The organism is Sorangium sp. So ce131 (assembly GCF_051519095.1).
Lineage (GTDB): Bacteria > Myxococcota_A > Polyangia > Polyangiales > Polyangiaceae > Sorangium.
In genome coordinates this window covers 2,949,578-2,968,226 of the sequence record NZ_CP150455.1, presented here as the reverse complement: position 1 = coordinate 2,968,226, position 18,649 = coordinate 2,949,578, and the positions used below count along the sequence as shown (strand labels likewise).

Here is an 18,649-nt window from a genome sequence, read left to right as displayed (position 1 = left end):
AAGCGATGGTAGATTCGGGTATGTCCTGATCCCCGGATCTAACGACTGCGCGCAGGGCAGGCGCGACGGTATCAACCCTCTCGACAGCCGCCCTTCATGTCATGCGCTCGGGGTGTGCGACACGGGGCCACGATGTCCGGCGCGTGGACGATCCATCATGGACGCGCCGCTCCGGAGCGGCGCTCTGGGCCGCCGCGCCGCGAGGGATCTGGGCGCCGGGTTCGGCGGGGCTTGGCGGTTCCCCGGGGCTCAGCCGGGGTGCACGCGCGCCAGCCCGAACCAGAGCACGAGGTGCCACCGTTCCTGCCACTTCATGAGCATCGGTCCGATGGCGAACCCGGGCCCCACGGCGCGCAGCTCGTCCTTGAGGGCGCTGACGGGCCAGGGATTGCCGAACGCCTTCTCCCCGTAGGTCAGCGCCAGCGTCGGCGCGCCGTCGATCTCCGAGGGCAGGCGCTGCGCCTTGAAGCGGCACACCTTGCTTCCCAGGACCAGGTTCGTGCCGGAGTTCCCCCCGTGGTCGAACTCGTTGCCCTTCCAGGGCATCCAGCCCGCCGCGAGCGCCCGGATCAGCGGGCGCGTCGCGAGGTGAACCCCGGCCGTCGGCTGCAGGGCGAGGAGCCGCCCGCGCGGCGCGTCGCCGAGCTCCGCGGGATCCGCCGGTTTCCCGGCCTGGTACATCTGCCTCAGCGCGTCGGGGTGCGCGCCGATGAGGCTGTCGAGGGAGAGCGCCTGGGGGAGGCAACGGCGCGCGGCAGGCGCCTCGGCGCGCTGCTCGCTCGGGGTGGTCGTGATCGTCGTCATCGCGAGTCGCACAAGGCTTTCCATCGCGCCCGGCGAGGGTCAACGGCCAACCGTCAGCGCGCATGTCGATGCCGCCGCCGGCGCGGCGTCGGCGTCCGGTCACCCGTCGGGTTGCCCTTGGATCGCCGTCCCATCGCCGTCCGAGCGCCCTCCGATCAGCGGTTGTCTCCCGGCGCGCTCGCCGGCCTCGCCTCGCCGCCCGGGTCCGCGCTCGCGCCTTCCTCCTTCCCGCGCCCGACGATGGCGTCGTACGCCTTGCGGACGCGCCCGGTGATCTCGCCGTAGCGCGCGAGCAGCTCCCGCGCGGCCTCGGCCGCGGTGCGGGCGCGGATGCCCGTCCGCCGCGCCAGGAGCGGGACGCCGGGCGCGTTCTCCTCGAGCAGCTGCGACGCGTCCGCGTGCACGATGCGGATCCGCTGCTCGATCTTGCGCAGAAACGCGTGGCCGTCCCGGAACGCCTCGGCGTGCTCGGCCGACAGGTACCCGGCCGCGGCGAGCGCGTCGATCGCCGCGAGCGTCTCGGTGGTCCGCACGCGCGGATCGACGCCGTGACGCATCTGGAGGAACTGCACCGAGAACTCGATGTCCGCGAGGCCGCCCCGCCCGAGCTTGAAGTCGCGCCGCCCGCGGCGCTCGTGCGAGAGCTCGCGCTCCATGCGCAGCCGGAGGCGGTGGATCTCGTCGCCGACGCGATCGAAGTCGTCCGCCTGGAGGTACGCGGCCTCGTGCGCGATCGCGATCGCCTCCGCCCCGAGCTCCGGATCCCCCGCCGCCGCGCGGGCGCGGATCAGCGCGAGCCGCTCCCAGATCGCGGCGTGCGGGTGCCGCGCCCCGGGCGGCGTCTCCGGCTCCGCGGACGCCGGCGACGCCCCGCCCGCCCGGCGGACGCCGTGGTACCGGGCGAACCCGTCGATGGAGGTCACGAGCAGCCCCTGGCTGCCCGACGGGCGCAGGCGCGTGTCGAGCTCGTAGCCGGGGCCGGACGCGTGCGACATCGAGATGAGCCGGATGATCTGCCGGGCGCGCCGCGCGTAGTACGTGGCGGGATCCGAGCCCGGCCCGACGTCGCCGGACGGCGCGCGCGCCGGATCGAACAGGAAGAACACGTCGAGATCCGAGCCGTAGCCGATCTCGCGGCCGCCGAGCTTGCCCATCGCGATCACGGCGAGCCCCCGCACGGGCTCCCCCGCCGGCGTCCCCAGCGCGAAGCGCGTCGCCGCCTCGAGCGACGCGTCGGCCAGATCCGAGAGCGCGTTCGTCGCCTCGCGCGTGCCGACCTCGCCGCTCAGATCGGCGAGGCCGACCTCGATGGTGACGCGCGCCTTCGCGCGCCGGAGCGCCGACATGAGCGCCTCCTCGGGATCCTCGTCCGGCGCGGCCTCGCTGAGGCTCTCCTGGATGGCGCGCCTGATCACGTCGGCGCCCGGCGCGCCGCGCGCGAACAGCACCACGTCGACGAGCTCGGGGTACCGGACCATGGCGTCGCCGATGAACGCGCTCGACCCGAGCGCCTCGATGAGCCGGCGGAGCGCGCGCGGATCTTCGCCGAGCATGCGCGCGTAGACGGACGAGTGCCGGATGCGGGTGAAGCACCGCCGGAGGAAGCGCGCGGCCTGCTCCGGATCGGCGGCGTCGACGACCGCCGCGAGCAGCGTCTCGGCGAGCGTCGAGGACGCCTCGCGGCTGCGCGCGCCGAGCAGCCCGTCCGGGTGGCGCGAGAGCTCGAACAGATCGTCGGCGACGTCGCGGAAGCGCGCGGCCAGCGCGGCCTGCGCGCCCGGCTGGGGCGGCGCGCCGGGCGACGCGGCGAGCTCGGCCGCGGCGCCCTCGTCCGCCGCGGCGCCGCCGGCGAGCGCGTCCTCCGCGGCGCCGGCGCCGCAGAGCAGCAGCACGGCCTGCTTCGCGAGCGCCTCGGCGAAGGCCTCGCGATCGCCGTGATCGAGCGCGGCCATCGCCTCGGTCCACCGCGACGGGCGGGCGCTCCCCTTCGGCAGGAGCGACGCCAGCCGGGCCTTGATCCGGCTCCGGTGCTGCTCGAGGTCGGCGAGGAACGCGGCGGCGTCGTCGAAGCGCAGCGCGCGGGCGAGGCGATCGAGCTCGGCCCCGCCGTCGGGCAGCAGGTGCGTCTGCACCCCGGAGGCCGACTGGACCGCGTGCTCCGCGCGGCGCAGCGCGAGGTAGCCGCCCACGAGCTCCCGCCCCTCCCGGTCCGTCACGTACCCGAGCGCGCGCAGCCGCCGCAGGCCGTCGAGCATGCCCTTCGCGCGCGCCCGCGGCTCGCGCCCTCCCCAGATGAGCTGCAGCGATTGCACGAAGAACTCGGCCTCGCGGATGCCCCCCGGCCCGAGCTTCAGATCGCGCGAGGCGTCGTGGGAGAGCTCCGTGCGGGCGCGCTCGACGAGGTCGATCATGTCGGCCGCGAGCTGCGGATCCACCTGGCGCCGCCACACGAACGGGCCGAGCACGGAGAGCGCCTCCGCGCCGAAATCGAGATCGCCGGCGATCTCGCGGGCGCGGAGCAGGGCGGCGCGCTCCCAGAGGCGGCCGAACGACTCGTAGTAACGCTCGGCCGCGGCGAGCGAGTTGACGAGCGGGCCGCTCCGCCCCTCGGGGCGGAGGCGGAGGTCCACGCGCCAGACGAAGCCGTCCTCGGTGACCTCCTCGAGCGTCGAGGTGAGCCGGCGCGCGACGCGGGCCCAGAAATCGTGCAGGGTGACCGAGACGGCGCGGTCGCCGAGGGGGCCGACGTGCCCGTCGTCGGTGTCGTAGAGGTAGATGAGGTCCACGTCGGAGCCCGCGTTGAGCTCCTCGCCGCCGAGCTTCCCCATCCCGAGGACGACGAACTTCGACCGCGCGCCCGTCGCCGTGCGCGGCTCCCCGAACCGCGCGGTCACCGCGGCGACGGCCTCCGCGAGCGCGACCTCGATCGTCGCCTCGGCGAGCTCGGTGAGCTCGCGCGAGGTGACGTCGACGTCCGCGCCGCCCGCCGAGGGCGGGAGCAGCTCGCGCAGCGCGATGCGGATCCGCTCCTCGCGCGCCACGCGCCGGAGCTCCCGGCGCACGCGGTCCGCGTCCGAGAGGTCGCCGGCGCGGCCCCGGATCCGCGCGAGGTACGTGGCGCGGTCGCGCGCCGTCTGGTGGCCCTCCGCCGCCAGCCGCTCCGCGATGTCCGGGTTCGCCTCGATCGCCGCGCCGATCGCGGGGTAGGCGGCCGTGAGGAGCGCCGCGACGGCGAAGGCCATCGTCCCGGGGCGCAGGCGAGCCGAGAGCCGCTCGGCGCGGTCCTCCACGCGTTGCGGGTCGATCGCGCGCGCGATGTCCAGGAGCCTCGTGACCTGTTGCATGGCGGGAGGCTAGCAAGACCCCGGGACCACGAACGACGGTTCCGCAGCGTCCGACCGCCGGTTTATCGTGACGGAGGCTCACCTCGCGCCTTGGCGGAGCCGCTCCCCGATCCTATGCTCGCCGGGTGCGACTCCTCTGCGTTTCGGATATCCACGGCCACGCCGACGCGCTCGCGGCGGTCCTGGCCACCGCCGAGCGTCGAGGCTACACCCAGCTCCTCGTCGCCGGAGATCTCTGCTTTCCCGGCCCGAAGCCGCTCGAGACCTGGCGCCGGCTGACGCAGGCCAAGGCGGTGTGTGTACAGGGCGTATCGGATCGCGCCCTGGCGACGCTGGACATCGACAAGGTCAGGCCGCGGAGCCAGCACGAGCGGGCGCGGCTCGATCGTCTGGCCGAGACGCGCACCGAGCTCGGCGAGCTGATCCTTGCCCGGCTGGCGCGGCTCGCCCCCACGTTCCGCCTCCCGCTCGAGGACGGCGGCGAGCTCGTCCTGGTCCACGGCTCCCCCGCGGATCCGATGGAGCCGATCTCCCACGACATGACCGACGAGGAGGTGCTCTCGCTGCTCGGCGACGATCCGGCGGACGTCGTGATCTGTGGCGGCTCTCACGTCCCGTTCGATCGCATGGTGGGCGGCGTGCGCATCATCAACGTCGGCTCGGTGGGCGAGGCGCCCTGCTCGGTCCTCAGCGGGGCGGCCGCCGATCGGGTGCGCGTCGCCGGGCGCGCGCCGGGCGAGCTCTCGCGGGGCGGGTCGATCGCGGCGTCGTACGGGGCCGGGCACGCCGACGCGACGTTCATCGAGCTCCGGGCGGGCGAGCTCCAGGTCGAGCAGCTCGTGGTGCCGCTCGGCAGGGCGGCCTGACGAGCCCGGCCCGGCGAGGCCGGCCTGGCGAGGCCGGCCTGGCGAGGGCTGCGTGACGTGAACACGACGCGCGACGCAAGCCAAACCGCCCGCGACGCGCACAACGCTTGTCACGCCCCCTACCAGCGCAGGAACCTCCTCGACCCGGTGCCCTCGCGCTTGAACCTATTTCAAGGATTTAGGATCATCGTCAGGGAGCATGGGAAGCCGCCTCCCCGACGATGACTTCGAGGCCACGCGGGTGGCCAACGTGGGGGAACTGCAGAAGGAGCTCCCGGCGCGTTCGCCGAAGGATCGCGCCTACCTCATCGTGCTCGCCGGCTCCAACGTCGGCGAGATGTACCGCGTCGACGGCGCGGAGATCGTGATCGGCCGGGCGTCCGGGGCGACGATCCGGCTGAACGACGACGGCATCTCGCGGCGCCACGCGCGGCTGCTCCAGATGGACAGCCAGGTGCTGATCGAGGATCTCGACAGCTCGAACGGCACGATGGTGAACGGCGAGCACGTGAAGCGCGTCCCGCTGCACGACGGCGACAAGATCCGCCTCGGCTCGACGACGATCCTCAAGTTCACCTACCACGATCACCTGGACGAGTCGTTCCAGCAGCAGATGTACGACGCGGCGCTGCGCGACGCGCTCACGAAGGCGTTCAACAAGAAGTACTTCCTGGATCGGATCGAGACCGAGGTCTCCTATGCGCGGCGGCACAACGCGCCCCTGTCGCTCCTCATGTTCGATGTCGATCACTTCAAGAAGATCAACGACACCTTCGGGCACCTCGCCGGCGACTACGTCCTCGCGCGGATCGCCAAGATCGCGAGCAACACGGTGCGCACGGAGGACGTGTTCGCCCGTTACGGCGGCGAGGAGTTCGGCATCCTGTGCCGCGGGGTGGGGCTCGAGAACGCGGGCATCCTCGGCGAGCGGCTGCGGCTCCTCATCGAGGGGTCGGTCTTCGAGCACGAGGGCGTCCGCGTGCCGACCACGGTCAGCGTCGGCGTCGCGGCGCACCCCGAGATCCCCGTGGAGAACGGGCTGCAGCTCATCGCCGCGGCGGACGAGGCGCTGTACGAGGCGAAGCGCACCGGCAGGAACCGCGTGCTCCTGAAGTACGGGCCGAAGCGGTAGCTGCGCGCGGCGTCGCGCGCGCGGCGGCAGACGCGCCTCCAGGCTCCCCGCCGGGCGCGGCGCGCGCGTGCGGACGAGCTGCGGCGCTCGAGCGCGGCTCGCCCGAGCGGGGCGCGCGAGCCGCGGGGCCCGCGCGCCGCCCGCCGCCTCAGTCGATCTTGAGGAGCTCCTTGACCTTGGCGATGACCTGCGGCGCCTGGATGGGCTTCGTGATGTACGCGTTCGCGCCGAGCTGCAGCGCGCGCTGGCGGTCTTCCTGGGACCCCTCGGTGGTGATGATGATGATCGGGGTGTCCTTGTGGACCGGATCCGTGCGCACGCGCTTGACGAGCTTGAGCCCGTCCATGATCGGCATGTTGATGTCGGTGATGATGACGTCGTACTTCGTCGAGGCGAGCTTGCGGAGGCCGTCGACGCCGTCGTCCGCCTCGGTGACGCGGAGGTTCTTCACGCGCGCGAGCGCGAAGACCAAGAGCTGCCGCATCATGGGCGAGTCTTCCACGATCAGACACGAGTACTCGGCCATGATCAGTCCTCCAGGTCCAGGAATGCCTGGACGCCGGGCACCTTCCGGCCGGCGTCGGTGAAGAGCCGCGCGTTGATGAGGGCGGGGGCGGCCTGGGCCCCGAGGAGCTTGAACAGCTCGGTGTCCACGTTCACGAACTCCGTCTTTTGCGGGAGCGTGCTGAAGATCGCGATCACACCGATCGTGCGCCCGTTGAAGTCGAGCGGGATCACGGCCGCCGGATCCTCGATGCTCCCTTTGGAGACGTCCTTGGTCTCATCGAAGAAGATTTCCCCCTTCGAGAATGCCTGGCCGATGACCCCTTCGGTCACCGGCATCCGCGCGATCTCGTCGACGGCCACACCTTCGCTCGCGATCGAGACGAGCTCCTTACCATCAGGAGACGCCAGGTACACGGAGAAGGCGCCCGCCCCGAGGAACTGCGCCAGGAGCTCCTTCAGGTTGCGGAGGACGCTGCGCACGTTGCGCGCCGCGTGCAGCTGGGACAGCGCGACGTACAGGTTCGCGAGGTTCGCGAGCTCCCCCTCCGCCTCCGAGTAGCGGCTGTTGAAGCGGTCCGAGGCCGCCACCATCCGCACCGACTGGGTCACGAGATCGCGCTTCTCCTGCTCGAGCTCCTCGATCTTGCGGAGCAGGTCGCGGATCGCCGAGTCGCTCGCGAGGTGCGCCCGGAGCTTGCCGTTCTCCGCCTCGAGCTCGGTGATCTTGTCGCGAAGGCGCTCGTTCTCCCGGAGGAGCTCCTCGGTCAGCTGCGCCCCCTTGCGGAAGAACTGCTGAATGAAGGCATCGCGCTCCTTCTTCAGGTCCTCGGGGGGACGATCGCTCGGACGCCCTTTTTTCTCCGTCATTTTATCCCGGGGTTCTCCAGAGCTTCGGACCGTATCATGCGGGGCTGACCGGACGGAAGCGTCGAGCGCGGGCCAGCGCCGCGCGTCGACCGACCCCCGAGGCTTCCCGCGAGGAGCGCGCGCCGCCGCCCCCACCGGCCCCCGCACTGGCCCCCCCATCGACCCCCGCCCGCGCCGCCGAGGACGCCGGACTGGATCCGAACGCCCTACCTCGGAGGCCGAAAGCCCGCCTCCCCGACCCGCATGCCCCCCGCTCCACGGTTACGCCTTCTCCATCTGCTTCATCAGCTTGGTCCACCGGCGCAGGTCCCGCCCGAGCAGCACAGGCGTCTTCCGGAGCGAGGCGACGTCGCGGGCCCCGACGAGCAGCATCACGGCCCGGAGCTCCGCCTCGACGTTCTCGAGGTACCGCACCGCGGCGTCCCTCCCCCCCGAGATGAACGCCTGCAGCACCGGGCGTGCGATCCCGGCCGCGTGCGCGCCGAGCGCGAGCGCCCGGGCGATGTCAAGACCACTCGTGATGCCGCCGGTCGCGATGATCGTCTTGAAGCGAGGACGGATGGTGCGCGCGATGAGCACCGAGGCGGCCGTCGGGACACCCCAGTCGCGCAGCGACTCGCCGAGGGAGCGGGCCGCGCCGTTGGCGCGCTCCGTCTCGACGGCGACCCAGGACGTGCCGCCAGAGCCGGAGACATCCAGGTTGCGCACGCCCGCCCGGATCAGGCGGTAGGCCGTGCCCGGGCCGATCCCGCAGCCCGTCTCCTTGGCGACGACCGGCACGCTGAGGCCGTTCGCCAGGCGGCTGATCGCGTCGAGCGCGCCGGTGAAGTCGCGATCGCCGCCCGGCTGGACCAGCTCCATCGCGGGGTTCATGTGCACGCACAGCGCGTCCGCGCCGACCTGGGCCACGAGCTCGGCGACGGCCTCGGTGGACAGCGATCGCGCCTGCACCGCGCCGATGTTCCCGAGCAGCAGGGTCGTCGGGGCGTGCTCGCGGACCTCGTAGGTGGCCGAGGCGTCGCCGTTCAGCATCGCCCGCTGGCTCCCGAGGCCGAAGCCGTACCCGCGCTCCTCCGCGATGCGCGACAGCTCCCGGTTGATCGACTGCGCCCGCTCCGTGCCCCCGGTCATCGCCGCGATGAGCAGGGGCGCGCGGAGCCGCTTCCCGAGCACCAGCACCGACGTGTCCACCGCGTCGAGGGAGAGCTCCGGCAGCGCGTCGTGAATCAGCTCGACCTGTTCAAGAAGCGTCGTCTTGGTCCGGAATCCGACGTCACCTGTCGCGCAGAGCTCGATGTGGTCGGCTTTCCTCTCGGCGATGTCCTTCGCTTCTTCTGTCATGGGGGCACAACTTTACGCGGTCGTCGACCGGCGTCGAAAAGGAAGTGGCATGGACAAAAAATCGCCAAAATCGCCACCCGACGCCGACCCGCCCACCGCCCGGGCGCCGACCGGACGGCGTTCGGGACCCCTCGGCTGTGGCGGAGCGCGCCGCCGGCGCGAAGCTCCTGCGCGACCGGCGCGGCGCCGTGGCGTAAAGTAGGCCCATGGACCTCCCGGACGAACCTCAGATCCGCTGGATCCTGCGCACGACGGCCGCGCTGCTCCAGCACAGCGCCGAGCCTGTCCACGGGCTGGTGCAGCCGACGGCCGAGTTCTTCCCCGATCCGTTCGACGGCTCGGCGAACACGGTGGCCGCCCTGATGACGCGGGTCCAGGAGCACGCCGGGCTCCAGGACCTCCAGGTGGAGCTCGCGGTGGTCACCCCGGAGGGCGAGGCCCGCACCGTGAGCTGCTCGAGCGGCGCGTGCGGCGGGGTGGCCCTCGACGCGAAGCTCGAGCGGGTCGCGCGGCTCGGCGACGGCGGCTACCGGGTCGCCGTCTCCGCGGGCGAGGTCCGCAACCCGACGGTGCTCACGACCGCGTTCGTGCGCGCCGTCTCGTTCATGTTCCTCGCCGAGTCCTGCGCCTTCGACGCGCTCTTGCCCCGGGATCGCGAGCCCGCCGTGGATCTCGCCGCCGTGCTGCTCGGCTTCGGCGTCCTCGTGACGAACGGCTCGTACCTGTACGCGAAGGGCTGCGGCGGCGTGCAGGTCCACTCGGCGACGAAGATGCCGGTCGACGAGCTCGCGCTCGCGCTCGCGATCTACTGCCGGCTGCACGGCGTGCCCGACCGGACCGCCGCGCGGCACCTCGACGTGACGCCGCGCGCCCACTTCGACGAGTCGACCGTCTGGGCGAGCTCCAACCTGGCGCTCGTCCGCATGCTGCGCGCCGCGCCCGAGCGGATCGCCGCGGACGACTACGCGATCGGCGCGTCGAGGAGCTGGCTCGCCCGCGCGCTCGGCCTGGGCAAGAGCCGGCCGGCGCGGACCGCGGACGACGATCTGCGGGAGCTCGAGCGCTCGATCGCGCTCGGCGCCGGCGCGGCGAAGGCGCGGGCGATGGATGAGGGCAAGGCGAAGAAGCTCGCCGAGATCCGCGCCCTCGTGGACGAGAGCCTGGAGACCTGAATGAGCACACGACTGTGGGACAAAGGGGGCGCGACGGACGCCCAGATGCTGCGGTACACCTCGCGCGACGACTGGCAGCTCGACCAGCGCCTGCTCGCCTACGATCTGCGGGCGACGATCGCGCACGTCCGCGGGCTCGCGCGGATCGGCGTGCTCAGCGAGGCGGAGCGGGACGCGCTCGTCCGCGAGCTCGAGGTGCTCTCGGCGCAGAACGAGGCCGGCGAGCTGCGGCTCACCGAGGACGACGAGGACGGTCACAGCGCGATCGAGGCCGCGCTGGTCGCGCGCATCGGCGACGCGGGCAAGAAGGTGCACACCGGCCGGAGCCGCAACGATCAGGTGCTCGTCGCGACGCGCCTCTACGAGCGCGACGCCCTGGACGAGCTCGCCGAGCGCGCGACGGCGGGCGCCCGCGCGATGCTCGATCTCGCCCGGCGCGAGGCGGACACGCCGATGCCCGGCTACACGCACCTCCAGCGGGCGGTGCCGTCCTCGGTCGGCTACTGGGCCGCCTCGTTCGTCGAGGGGCTGGCGGACGCGGTCGACGTCGTCCGCGCGACGCGCGCGCTCGTCGACCGCTGCCCGCTCGGCGGCGCCGCCGGCTTCGGCGTGAACCTGCCGCTCGATCGCGTCGGCGTGGCGCGCGAGCTCGGGTTCTCCGGCGTGGCCTTGAACCCGCTCGCCTCGCAGACGTCGCGGGGCATCATCGAGGCGCAGATCCTCGCCGCCGCGTGGCAGGTCGTCGCCGTGAGCCGCCGGCTGGCGTGGGATCTCAGCCTGTTCGCGATGAGCGAGCTCGGGTTCATCCGCCTCCCGGAGGCGTTCACCACCGGCTCGTCGATCATGCCGCAGAAGCGCAACCCCGACGTCGTCGAGCTCATGCGCGCGTCGTGCTCCGTCGTGCAGGGCGCGCTCGCCGAGGTGCAGGCGCTCGTGGCGCTCCCGTCCGGCTACCACCGCGATCTGCAGCTCACGAAGGGGCCCACGATGCGCGGCCTCGACGAGGCGCTCGCGACCTCGCGCCTCTTGCCGCGGCTCGTCGAGGGGCTCGCGTTCGACCGCGAGCGCATGGCCCAGGCGATCACGCCGGAGTGCTTCGCGACGGATCGCGCCGTCGAGCTCGCGGTGCAGGGCGTCCCGTTCCGGGAGGCTTACCGCAAGGTCGCGGCGGAGATCGCGGTGCTGCCGGCGGGAGACGCGGCGGCGAGCTTGCGCGCGCGCGTGTCGCTCGGCGCGCCGGGCAACCTCGCGCTGGACGAGCTCGCGCGCAGGCTGGAGCGGAACGCACGGTAGTACGGGGCGGGAGCTCGCCGGGCGGCGGTCGTCGTTAGCGTTGCCGGTGGAGCTCCCGGACCGCGCCGGGATCCGCCACCAGGACGAGGGTGGCCATGCCGAGGAACACGCCCGTGTCGACGACGCCGGGGATCTTGCGGATGCGCGCGTCGAGCGCGGCGGGCGCGTCGATCGGGTCGAACGCGGTGTCGAGGATCCAGTTGTGGTTGTCGGTCTGGAAGGGGAAGCCGTCCGTGTTCTTGCGGACGGCGGGTCTGCCCCCGAGCGCGGTCAGGTGGCGCGCGGCCGACGTGCTCGCGAAGGGGACCACCTCGACCGGGATCGGCGCGCGGGAGCAGAGCTTCTCGACGAGCTTCTCCGGGGTCACGAGGATGATGAACTGCGCAGCCTCGTAGGCCACCACGCGCTCGCGGAGGAGCGCGCCGCCGAGCCCCTTGATCAGGTCGAGATCGGGGGTGACCTCGTCGGCGCCGTCGACGGCGATGTCGAGGCGCTCGACCTCCTCGAACGCCACCACCGGGATGTTCTCGCGACGGGCGAGCGCCGCCGAGCGCTCCGAGGTGGCGACGCCCCGGATCTGGAGGCCGCGGCGGACGCGCTCCCCGAGGCGGCGGATGAAGGCCTCGGCCGCGCGCCCGGTGCCGAGCCCGAGCAACATGCCGTCCTCCACGCGCGCGAGCGCGGCGACGGCGATTCGGTCGAGGTCGGAGGGGTCCGGTCCCGCGGTGCTCATGCGCTGCTCATCGGCCATCGGGGCCGTCAGCGCAACGGGATTTTGTCGAGCTGGTCGAGCGGCCCCGGGCACAGCGGCCGGAGCCGGCACCGCTTGCACTCGGCGCCGGTCCAGATCGCCTCGAACGTCGCCTGCATCTCGTCGAGCAGGAGATCGTCGTCGGTGAGCACGCCCGCCTCGAAGTTGCGCCGCCCCTCGCCTTTCGCCCCGAGCCCGGCGCCGGTGAGGTTCGCCGAGCCGAGGTAGAGGAGCGCGCCGTCCACGGCGATCATCTTCAGGTGGACCCGCGGGCAGCGCCGCATCTCGAGGGGCGGCCGCGGCCGGCGGCGGAGCTCGGCGCGGAAGGCCCGCGACGGCACGCCGGCGTGCAGCAGGCGCAGCTCGACCCCGCGCGCGGCGAGGCCGTCGAGCAGATCGAGGAACGACATGTACCGGCCGCGCGCCCGCGCCCGCGACCCGATCGGCGCCTCGACGCGCAGCTCCTTCACGTTGGCCGTCGCGATCCACACGGAGACGCGCGCCTTCGCGACGGCGCCCATCACGAGCGCGTCGTAGTGCGCCCGGTCGCGGAGGAGCGTCAGGTCGACCCGCCGCTTGAGCGCGGCCTGCGGCGCCGCCCCGCCGGCGCGCTGCGGCGCCGCCCCGCCGGCGCGCTGCGGCGCCGCCCCGCCGGCGCGCTGCGGCGCCGCCTCGCCGGCGCGCTGCGGCGCCGCCTCGCCGGCGCGCTGCGGCGCCGCCTCGCCGGCGCGGCTGGGCGCCCGCGCCCGCGGCGGCCGCTTCGCGGAGCTCACCCCTGCGGACCGGCGCCGGCCGGCGCGGGATCGGGATCGAGGTGGGCGGTGAGCAGGGCGCGCACGTCCTCCGGCATCGGGACCGAGGCGGTCTTCACGAGATCGGTGGTCACCACCGTGTGCCGGAGCTCCGCGGCCAGCACGCCGTCGTGCGCGCGGAACATCCGGTACCGCAGCGTGGCGCTCCTCCGGCCGATGCGGGCCACCGACGTCTCGATCCGGAGCGTCTCGCCGTAGCGCACCGGCGCCGCGTAGTCGGCCTCGACCCGCACCGCCGGCAGCCCGATCCGCCGCGCGAGGATGAGCCCCGCGTAGCCCCCCTCGAGCGGCGCGAAGAACCGCTCCATCGCCTCGTGCGCGTACGCGAGGTAGCGCGCGAAGAACACGAGGTTCGCGGCGTCGACCTCCTCGAACTTGATCGGCCGATCGAGGGAAACCATCGCGGTTAGGCGAGATCCTGCGCGAGCTTGTCCAGCGTCGCCTTCCCGAGCGGCGCCTTCACGCTGTAACGCGGGTGCGCGACGACGATCGACGCCGCCGCCCGCCTCGCCTTGATCGCCGCCTGCGCGGCCCCCGCGAGGTCCACCTTGAGGTAGTGCACCGCCGTCGTGCGCCCCTCCACGGCGCCCTCGCGCTTGCCAGCGGCCCGCGCGGCGACGCCGTCGACCTCGATCGACACCGCGTCCTCGAGCCCGGCGAGCTCGACGAGCATCTTGTCGCGCAGCGAGCGGTCCGGGATCTCCACGAAGAGCGTCAGGCTGAGCTGCCCCTCGCCCGGGATGAGCTCGTTGTACGTCTCGATCTCGTGGAGGACGCCGCTCTCGCTCGTGATCCGCTCGGTGCGGAGCATCTCCTGGATCTGGAACAGCACCGAGTCGCGGTTCTCGAACACCGCGGTCAGGTGGTCGCCGATCCGCACGCGGCGGGGCCGCTTCTCCTCGATGACGCGGCTGCGGAACCGCTCTCGGATCGTCTCGTACTCGCCGATCCCGAGCACCTCGTTGCGATCGATGGGACGCATGGATCCTCCTCTGGGGCTGCTTACGGCTCCTTCACGGTGCCTTCACGGCTCGGCGCCAGGTACGACGCCGGGCCGATCCCGTACGCGTAGGCGAGCGCCTCGACCGGGTGCAGCACCTTCGCGCCGTTCTCCTTGACCATCCTGAGGCCGGCGAGCGTGCAGTCGCTGACGATCACGTCCACGTCCGCGACGCCGCGCACGAGCTTCGACGCGTACTTGCGGCCGGTCTCGTAGTGGGCCGCCTTCATGCCCCACGTGCCGTCCACCGCCGAGCACTGCTCGACGACGCGCACCTCGGTGTCGGGGACGACGCCGAGCACGCGGGCGCCGGGGAAGCCGATCTTCTGCGCGCGCAGGTGGCACGCGGCGTGGTACGCGATGGTGCCGAGCCCCTTCTTGAACTCGCGGTTCAGCCGCTTCTCACGCCCGAGCTGGACGAGGAACTCCATCATGTCGAGCGTCGCGGCCGCGACCTCGCGCGCCTCCGGCGTCGGCACGTACTCCGGCCACTCCTTCTTCATCGTGTAGCCGCACGTCGGGCCGACCACGACGATCTTCCGCCCCTTGCGGACGTGCGGGATCAGCAGCGCGACGTTGTGCTTCACCTTCGCGATGACGGCGTCGACGTCGCCGCCGTCGAGGTTCGGCATCCCGCAGCACGTCAGCGCGCCCTCGGGCGCGTCGGGCGCCGCGTCCGGCGTCGCGCAGCCGGGGACGTGCACCGCGTAGCCGTTGTGCTCGAGCACGCGCACCGCGGCCTCGGGGACCCCGGGGGTGTTGTACTCGCCGTAGCAGGTCGCGAAGAGCACCACGGAGCCCTGCTTGCCGGCGTCCGCCGCGGGGCCGTGCTCCGAGAACCAGGACGAGAACGGCTTGCGGGCCATCTCGGGCAGCGGGAACTCCGACGAGATCCCGGTCACCTTCTCCTGCACCTTGCGCAAAAGCCGGTTCGCCTGCACCAGGTTCGCGAGCGGCGCGGCGGGGCCGGACCCGAGCTGACCGACGAGCTGCGGCTCGCCGAGGATCCTGTCCACCAGCGGGATGCCCTCCCGCTGCGCGCGCACGGCGCGCTCGCGCGCGAGCACCCGCGGGTAATCGAGCAGCTCGTAAGCGTTCTCGTCCGCGGTGTAAGGGCACTTGATGTAGCAGAGCTTGCACTGCCAGCACTCGTCGCCGACCGCCTTGAAGTCCTCGTACGTGAGGGCCTCGGCGCCCTCGGCGACGCCGGACTCGATGTCCCTGTCGACGCGGGCGAAGAGCTCGGGGAACGACCCGCAGTAGCCCACGCACATGCGGCACTCGTGGCAGATCTGGAACGTCCGCTTGAGCTCCGCCTCGAGATCGCGGGGGTTGAAGTATCGCTCGTCGTGCGGCGATGTCGCCGGTGGACGGTCTGGTGCACGCCGGATGACGCTCACTGGTCGGTTCCTCTCCACATCGTCATGGGATTCGGGGCGAAAGGGCGGCTCGCCGCGGGGCCTCTGCCAGCCGGCAGCGCGCGCTGCCGCCGCGCCAGCGCCCCGGGTCGAGCCGCCGGCGGCTCGGTCGATCCAGGGGCGCCCGCGCGCGCGGTCATCGCGCGAGATCAGAAGTCGAGCGACTGGAGCGCCTTCTGGAAGCGGCCCGCGTGCGACTTCTCGGCCTTCGCGAGCGTCTCGAACCACTCCGCGATGTCGTCGAAGCCCTCCTCGCGGGCCTCCTTGGCGAACCCCGGGTACATCGTCTCGTACTCGTGGGTCTCGCCGGCGACGGCGGCCTTCAGGTTCTTCTCCGTGTTGCCGATCGGCAGCCCGGTGGCCGGGTCGCCCGCCGCCTTGAGGTAGTCGAGGTGGCCGTGCGCGTGGCCCGTCTCGCCGTCGGCCGTGTCCTTGAAGAGGCCCGCGACGTCCGGGCGGCCTTCGACGTCCGCGACCTTGGCGAAGTACAGGTAGCGGCGGTTTGCCTGCGACTCCCCGGCGAAGGCGTCCTTCAGGTTCTGGTGCGTCTTCGTGCCCGTCAGCTGCTTGTTTGCCATCGTTTCGTTCTCCTTCGTTGAACGGCTGGGATGAGACCCTGGTGCCCCGCGCAGGTCAGCTCCGCTGCGCGGGGGCTCCGCTAGACACGTTCGGGGCGCCGCGCGGCGCGGGCCCCCGCGCGCCCTTCCGCGGCGCGGCCGGCCTCTCGAGCCCGCGCGGGCGCGCGCCCTTCGCCCTGGCCGCCCTTCGCGCAGGCGGCGCAGATCCCCCGGTAAATGCGCTCGACGGCGCGGACCTCGAAGCCGGGCGCGGCCGCGAGCGGCGCGCGGATCGGCTCCGTGGACGGCCCGCCGGGCGACTCGCTCGGCTCGCACGGCACGTCGCGCACGAGCCCGCAGCGGTCGCACACCGCGTGGTGGTGCGCCGCCATGTTCGGATCGAAGCGGGCCGCGCCCGGCGACAGCGACAGCGCGGCGCAGAGGCCCGCCGACGCGAGCGCGTCCAGCGTGTTGTAGACCGTGGCGAAGCTCATCGTCGGCAGCGCCGGCCGCAGCCGCTCGAACAGCTCCTGCGCCGTCGGGTGCGTCGGATCGGCCGCGAGCTCGCGCACGATCGCCATGCGCTGCGGCGTCAGCTTGAGCCCCGAGGCCCTCACGCACGCCAGCATCGACGCGATCCGGGCGTCCTCCCCGACCCCTCCCCGCTCGAGGCCGGCCGCACGCCCCCTCGCCCCGCGGGGCGAGGACCTCTTCGCAGGAGGCGTTCGCGAGGCGGCGACCATGGGTGGATGCATAATTAGAAAGTTTCTCAATTGCAAGTCCTAACAATCGAGACGAGCGAGGCGGCGCGGCGACGTGTGGCGACGAGCGTCGGGCAGCGTGGAGATCGCGGCGAGCGTGCAGACGGAACGCAGCCCGCAGCCCCCGAGGGGCCGCCCCGACCCCACCCCGGATGGCTCTTGCGAGGCCCGAGGGGCTCTGCCATAGTGCGCGCCCCGCGCTGCCGGCCCCCCGCTGGCGTGCATTTCCCGCCCTCCGACTGGGCCAGATTTCATCCGATCAAGAGGACGCTTCCAGACATGCCGACCGACGCCATCCAGTGCAAACCGCTCGAGGTCGCCGTGGGCGACAAGGGTATCGAGCGCGCCATCAAACACCTCAAGAGGAAGATGGCCGCCGAGGGGATCCTCCGCGAGCTGAAGCGGCGTCGGCACTACATGAAGCCGTCCGTGAAGCGGCGGAAGAAGGCCTCGGAGGCCGCGCGCCGCCGCCGGAAGCGGTCGAAGATGGACATGGTCGCCTAGACGCTGTCCGACGCGACATCGCTCTTCACGAGCGCAACGGCCAAGACACAGAGAACACGGCGGATGCTCGGCGAGGCATCCGCGGTGTGCTTTGCGCCTTGGCCTTTTTGCTATCACAGACACCTCGACGGCGCGGCGTGACCCTGGCTGCGCCTCCGTGCGGCCCGACCGCAGCGCGCGCGGCGCGTGTTTGATCCCCGAGGTCCCCATGCGCGTCGTCGTGGTCACGACGTCCTATCCCGCCGATGACGAGGATCCTTCCGGCCACTTCGTGCGGTCGTCGGCGCGGGCGCTCGCGCGCGGCGGGGCGGAGGTCCACGTCATCGCAGCCGGCGGCTCGATCGTCGATCCGCCGTCGCGGGACGGCGGCCTCGTCGTCCACCGGGCGGGCGGGGGGGCGCTGTTCGCGTGGCCGGGCGCGGCGTCGCGCGCGCGGGAGGCTCCCCATCGCCTGCTCTCCGCGCTCCCGTTCGCGGCCTCCGTGCTCGCGCGCCTGCGCGAGGTGGGCCCCGTCGACCGCGCGGTGGCGCACTGGATCCTCCCGTGCGCGTGGCCGCTCCTGCTCGCCGGCACGCGCACGCCGCTCGAGGTCCGCGCGCACGGCGCCGACGTGCGGCTCTTGCTCCGCGCGCCGCACGCGGCGCGCGCGGCCGTCGTGGGCGCGCTCCTCCGGCGCGGCGCGCGGTTCGTCTTCGCCGCGAGCGCGCTCCGCGACGCCCTCGCGCGCTCGCTCGCGCCCGAGCAGGCGCGCGCGCTCGCCGGCGCGTCTCACGTCGAGCCGCCCGCGATCGAGCTGCCTCCCGTCGCGGAGCGCGCGGCCTCGCTCCGGCGCGAGCTCGTGGAGGGCCCCGGCGATCGCCTCGTCGTCGTGGCGTGCCGGCTCGTCCCGACGAAGCGCGTCGCGCTCGCGATCGAGGCGGCGCGCGCGGCGGGCGTCGGGCTGCGTCTCGTCGTGATCGGCGACGGCCCGGAGCGCGGCGCGCTCGAGCGCCTCGCGCGCCGCGGCGACCTCGCCGCGGGCGCCTCGCCGGGCGCGGGCGGCGGGGTCGCCGCGGCGGTGCGCTTCACCGGCGCGCTCCCGCGGCGCGAGGCGCTCGCCTGGATCGGCGCGGCGGACGTGCTGCTGCACCCCTCCTCGCACGAGGCCGCCCCCACGGTGATCCGCGAGGCGCGCGCGCTCGGCGTGCCCGTCGTCGCGTGCGACGCGGGCGACGTCGGCGCGTGGGCCAGGGACGATCGCGGGATCCTCGTCGCGGCCGGCACGGTCGAGAGCCTCGCCGCTGCGCTCCAGACGATCCCGTCGCGCAGCCTGGAGCACGCCGGCCCGCCGCTGCCCTGACGCCGCTGCCCTGAGATCGCGGCCTCCTCGCCGGGTGCTCCGGACGGGGCGCCCACCCCGGGCTTGCTGCTCCGCAGATGCAGGTCAGGAACGACATCCGCGATGCATGTCGCGATGCCCTTGCAATTCCCGAGGCTTCGACTACGGTGCGCCCTCGCTCCGCACCGAAACGTGGCGGCGG

The 18,649-nt window shown here is 73.1% G+C and carries 18 protein-coding genes; 6 read left to right on the top strand and 12 right to left on the bottom strand.

Going from position 1 to position 18,649, the window contains the following annotated elements:
- Positions 1-249: 249 nt before the first annotated feature.
- Together WMF43_RS11020 and WMF43_RS11015 are read right to left on the bottom strand one after the other, a co-directional pair.
- Positions 250-816 carry a hypothetical protein gene (locus WMF43_RS11020; protein WP_437679576.1) on the bottom strand — a complete coding sequence of 189 codons (567 nt, stop codon included), beginning with the start codon at positions 814-816 and terminating at the stop codon, positions 250-252.
- A gap of 143 nt (positions 817-959) precedes the next feature.
- Positions 960-4,148, bottom strand: a complete 3,189-nt coding sequence (locus WMF43_RS11015; RefSeq protein ID WP_437679575.1) for a bifunctional [glutamate--ammonia ligase]-adenylyl-L-tyrosine phosphorylase/[glutamate--ammonia-ligase] adenylyltransferase — start codon at positions 4,146-4,148, stop codon at positions 960-962.
- Between the two features lie 125 nt (positions 4,149-4,273).
- Here WMF43_RS11015 and WMF43_RS11010 point away from each other — a divergent pair, with 125 nt between their 5' ends.
- Both WMF43_RS11010 and WMF43_RS11005 read left to right on the top strand, forming a co-directional pair.
- Positions 4,274-5,014, top strand: coding sequence for a metallophosphoesterase family protein (locus tag WMF43_RS11010; protein ID WP_437679574.1), 741 nt, complete (start codon positions 4,274-4,276; stop codon positions 5,012-5,014).
- 199 nt (positions 5,015-5,213) lie between these two features.
- Positions 5,214-6,146, top strand: a complete 933-nt coding sequence (locus tag WMF43_RS11005) for a diguanylate cyclase (protein WP_437679572.1) — start codon at positions 5,214-5,216, stop codon at positions 6,144-6,146.
- 148 nt (positions 6,147-6,294) lie between these two features.
- Here WMF43_RS11005 and WMF43_RS11000 read toward each other — a convergent pair whose 3' ends face one another.
- The 3 genes from WMF43_RS11000 to fni all read right to left on the bottom strand — a co-directional run bounded on the left by WMF43_RS11000 (position 6,295) and on the right by fni (position 8,861).
- Entirely contained in the window at positions 6,295-6,672 is a 378-nt protein-coding gene (locus WMF43_RS11000) for a response regulator (RefSeq protein WP_012234398.1), read from the bottom strand.
- Between the two features lie 2 nt (positions 6,673-6,674).
- Positions 6,675-7,520 carry a GAF domain-containing protein gene (locus WMF43_RS10995; protein WP_437679570.1) on the bottom strand — a complete coding sequence of 282 codons (846 nt, stop codon included), beginning with the start codon at positions 7,518-7,520 and terminating at the stop codon, positions 6,675-6,677.
- Positions 7,521-7,781: 261 nt separating this feature from the next.
- Complete coding sequence (gene fni / locus WMF43_RS10990) at positions 7,782-8,861, bottom strand: type 2 isopentenyl-diphosphate Delta-isomerase (protein ID WP_437679569.1); 1,080 nt, start codon at positions 8,859-8,861, stop codon at positions 7,782-7,784.
- 206 nt (positions 8,862-9,067) lie between these two features.
- Here fni and WMF43_RS10985 point away from each other — a divergent pair, with 206 nt between their 5' ends.
- Together WMF43_RS10985 and argH are read left to right on the top strand one after the other, a co-directional pair.
- Positions 9,068-10,033 carry a hypothetical protein gene (locus WMF43_RS10985; RefSeq protein ID WP_437679567.1) on the top strand — a complete coding sequence of 322 codons (966 nt, stop codon included), beginning with the start codon at positions 9,068-9,070 and terminating at the stop codon, positions 10,031-10,033.
- Positions 10,034-11,326: an argininosuccinate lyase gene (argH, locus tag WMF43_RS10980; RefSeq protein ID WP_437679566.1), complete on the top strand. Its 1,293-nt coding sequence runs from the start codon at positions 10,034-10,036 to the stop codon at positions 11,324-11,326.
- Positions 11,327-11,360: 34 nt separating this feature from the next.
- On the opposite strand, the gene rpiA is transcribed toward argH, so the two are convergent.
- From rpiA to WMF43_RS10945, 7 genes are all read right to left on the bottom strand, one after another.
- The gene (gene rpiA / locus WMF43_RS10975) at positions 11,361-12,059 is read right to left on the bottom strand and encodes a ribose-5-phosphate isomerase RpiA (RefSeq protein ID WP_437679564.1); all 699 of its coding nucleotides are present in this window, start codon (positions 12,057-12,059) and stop codon (positions 11,361-11,363) included.
- 26 nt (positions 12,060-12,085) lie between these two features.
- On the bottom strand, positions 12,086-12,850 hold the full coding sequence (locus WMF43_RS10970) for a phospholipase D-like domain-containing protein (protein ID WP_437679562.1): 765 nt from the start codon (positions 12,848-12,850) through the stop codon (positions 12,086-12,088).
- Positions 12,847-13,290, bottom strand: a complete 444-nt coding sequence (locus WMF43_RS10965) for an acyl-CoA thioesterase (protein ID WP_437679560.1) — start codon at positions 13,288-13,290, stop codon at positions 12,847-12,849. The genes WMF43_RS10970 and WMF43_RS10965 overlap by 4 nt, the downstream gene beginning before the upstream one ends.
- Positions 13,291-13,295: 5 nt before the next feature.
- Entirely contained in the window at positions 13,296-13,871 is a 576-nt protein-coding gene (locus WMF43_RS10960; RefSeq protein ID WP_437679558.1) for a DUF3501 family protein, read from the bottom strand.
- 20 nt (positions 13,872-13,891) lie between these two features.
- The gene (locus tag WMF43_RS10955) at positions 13,892-15,289 is read right to left on the bottom strand and encodes a hypothetical protein (protein ID WP_437679556.1); all 1,398 of its coding nucleotides are present in this window, start codon (positions 15,287-15,289) and stop codon (positions 13,892-13,894) included.
- 167 nt (positions 15,290-15,456) lie between these two features.
- The gene (locus WMF43_RS10950; RefSeq protein ID WP_437679554.1) at positions 15,457-15,885 is read right to left on the bottom strand and encodes a rubrerythrin family protein; all 429 of its coding nucleotides are present in this window, start codon (positions 15,883-15,885) and stop codon (positions 15,457-15,459) included.
- A gap of 80 nt (positions 15,886-15,965) precedes the next feature.
- Positions 15,966-16,493 carry a Fur family transcriptional regulator gene (locus WMF43_RS10945; RefSeq protein ID WP_437679552.1) on the bottom strand — a complete coding sequence of 176 codons (528 nt, stop codon included), beginning with the start codon at positions 16,491-16,493 and terminating at the stop codon, positions 15,966-15,968.
- A gap of 411 nt (positions 16,494-16,904) precedes the next feature.
- Here WMF43_RS10945 and rpsU point away from each other — a divergent pair, with 411 nt between their 5' ends.
- Both rpsU and WMF43_RS10935 read left to right on the top strand, forming a co-directional pair.
- On the top strand, positions 16,905-17,129 hold the full coding sequence (rpsU, locus tag WMF43_RS10940) for a 30S ribosomal protein S21 (RefSeq protein WP_012234386.1): 225 nt from the start codon (positions 16,905-16,907) through the stop codon (positions 17,127-17,129).
- Positions 17,130-17,337: 208 nt separating this feature from the next.
- Positions 17,338-18,468, top strand: a complete 1,131-nt coding sequence (locus WMF43_RS10935) for a glycosyltransferase family 4 protein (RefSeq protein WP_437679551.1) — start codon at positions 17,338-17,340, stop codon at positions 18,466-18,468.
- The last annotated feature ends 181 nt before the right edge of the window (positions 18,469-18,649 follow it).

Bases quoted from the DNA above. Each gene is read 5' to 3' on its own strand.
- WMF43_RS11015 (WP_437679575.1), bottom strand. From the start codon at position 4,148: ATGCAACAGGTCACGAGGCTCCTGGACATCGCGCGCGCGATCGACCCG.
- fni (WP_437679569.1), bottom strand. From the start codon at position 8,861: ATGACAGAAGAAGCGAAGGACATCGCCGAGAGGAAAGCCGACCACATC.
- WMF43_RS10950 (WP_437679554.1), bottom strand. From the start codon at position 15,885: ATGGCAAACAAGCAGCTGACGGGCACGAAGACGCACCAGAACCTGAAG.
- WMF43_RS11000 (WP_012234398.1), bottom strand. From the start codon at position 6,672: ATGGCCGAGTACTCGTGTCTGATCGTGGAAGACTCGCCCATGATGCGG.
- rpsU (WP_012234386.1), top strand. From the start codon at position 16,905: ATGCCGACCGACGCCATCCAGTGCAAACCGCTCGAGGTCGCCGTGGGC.
- rpiA (WP_437679564.1), bottom strand. From the start codon at position 12,059: ATGAGCACCGCGGGACCGGACCCCTCCGACCTCGACCGAATCGCCGTC.
- WMF43_RS11005 (WP_437679572.1), top strand. From the start codon at position 5,214: ATGGGAAGCCGCCTCCCCGACGATGACTTCGAGGCCACGCGGGTGGCC.
- WMF43_RS10945 (WP_437679552.1), bottom strand. From the start codon at position 16,493: ATGCTGGCGTGCGTGAGGGCCTCGGGGCTCAAGCTGACGCCGCAGCGC.
- argH (WP_437679566.1), top strand. From the start codon at position 10,034: ATGAGCACACGACTGTGGGACAAAGGGGGCGCGACGGACGCCCAGATG.
- WMF43_RS10965 (WP_437679560.1), bottom strand. From the start codon at position 13,290: ATGGTTTCCCTCGATCGGCCGATCAAGTTCGAGGAGGTCGACGCCGCG.
- WMF43_RS10960 (WP_437679558.1), bottom strand. From the start codon at position 13,871: ATGCGTCCCATCGATCGCAACGAGGTGCTCGGGATCGGCGAGTACGAG.
- WMF43_RS10935 (WP_437679551.1), top strand. From the start codon at position 17,338: ATGCGCGTCGTCGTGGTCACGACGTCCTATCCCGCCGATGACGAGGAT.
- WMF43_RS10995 (WP_437679570.1), bottom strand. From the start codon at position 7,520: ATGACGGAGAAAAAAGGGCGTCCGAGCGATCGTCCCCCCGAGGACCTG.
- WMF43_RS10985 (WP_437679567.1), top strand. From the start codon at position 9,068: ATGGACCTCCCGGACGAACCTCAGATCCGCTGGATCCTGCGCACGACG.